The organism is Pseudoalteromonas sp. Isolate6, assembly GCF_022398435.1.
GTDB classification, from domain to species: Bacteria; Pseudomonadota; Gammaproteobacteria; order Enterobacterales; family Alteromonadaceae; genus Pseudoalteromonas; species Pseudoalteromonas galatheae.
Genome location: NZ_JAKEVK010000401.1, coordinates 1 through 834 on the forward strand (window position 1 = coordinate 1; position 834 = coordinate 834).

1 protein-coding gene is annotated in these 834 nt (G+C 39.7%); it reads right to left on the reverse strand.

All coding sequences use genetic code 11. The annotated features are described in order from the left end of the window. Positions 1 to 138 precede the first annotated feature (138 nt). Entirely contained in the window at positions 139 to 798 is a 660-nt protein-coding gene (gene nfsB / locus L1D50_RS23140) for an oxygen-insensitive NAD(P)H nitroreductase (RefSeq protein WP_128725585.1), read from the reverse strand. Between the last annotated feature and the right edge of the window lie 36 nt (positions 799 to 834).

Consider the following 834-nt stretch of genomic DNA (forward strand, 5'->3'; position numbering starts at 1 on the left):
AAACTGAGGAGAGGGTAGTTGTGAATTTATTGTTTCATTCACATTGGTTTACATTGTGATGTTTGAAATGGTATTCCAACCGAAGTTGGAGTGGCACTGACGTTATCTAGCTAGCCATTATCAGTGCCAAACTGGGTCTTAGATTTCGCTAATGATGTCTTCGATTGCGAGGCGAGATTTAGGTAATTTAGCATTAAAATCACCTTCGTCTCGATAGCCCAATGCGACAATAGCAAGAGCGTCAAAGCCTTGCTCAGTTAACCCAAGCTCATTGCTGAGAATATCGGCGTCAAATCCCTCAATTGGCACAGAATCTATACCTAGTAATGCAGTGCTTAGCAAAAATTGCCCAAGATTTAAGTAAACCTGTTTGCCAGTCCATGCTTTGATTGCTTCATCGCTGGTTTGATTTAAGCCGACAAAATAGCGACGGCCATTATTCATTTGTGCCTCAATCTCAGAGCCTTTTTCAAATCGGCCATCGGCACTTTCTTTGGCAAGCACTTTATCTAAATGCGTATCATCTATATTTTGTTTTGCAGCAAATACAACAACATGTGACGCGTTAAGTACTTTTGCTTCATTAAATTTGTAATTCTCTTGTGTGCTTTTAGCCACTTGAGTTTTGCCTGCCTCAGTACTTGCGATGACAAAATGCCATGGCTGAACGTTGGTACTAGACGGGCTTAGTCTTAGCGCCTGCTTGAGTAAGTCAATATCTGAATCACTAATTTTTTTATTAGGATCAAAGGCTTTTGTGGAATAACGATTGTTAATTGCATCGCGTAATGTGTACATATCAGACTCCTAAAATTGCTTTAAAGACATAATATG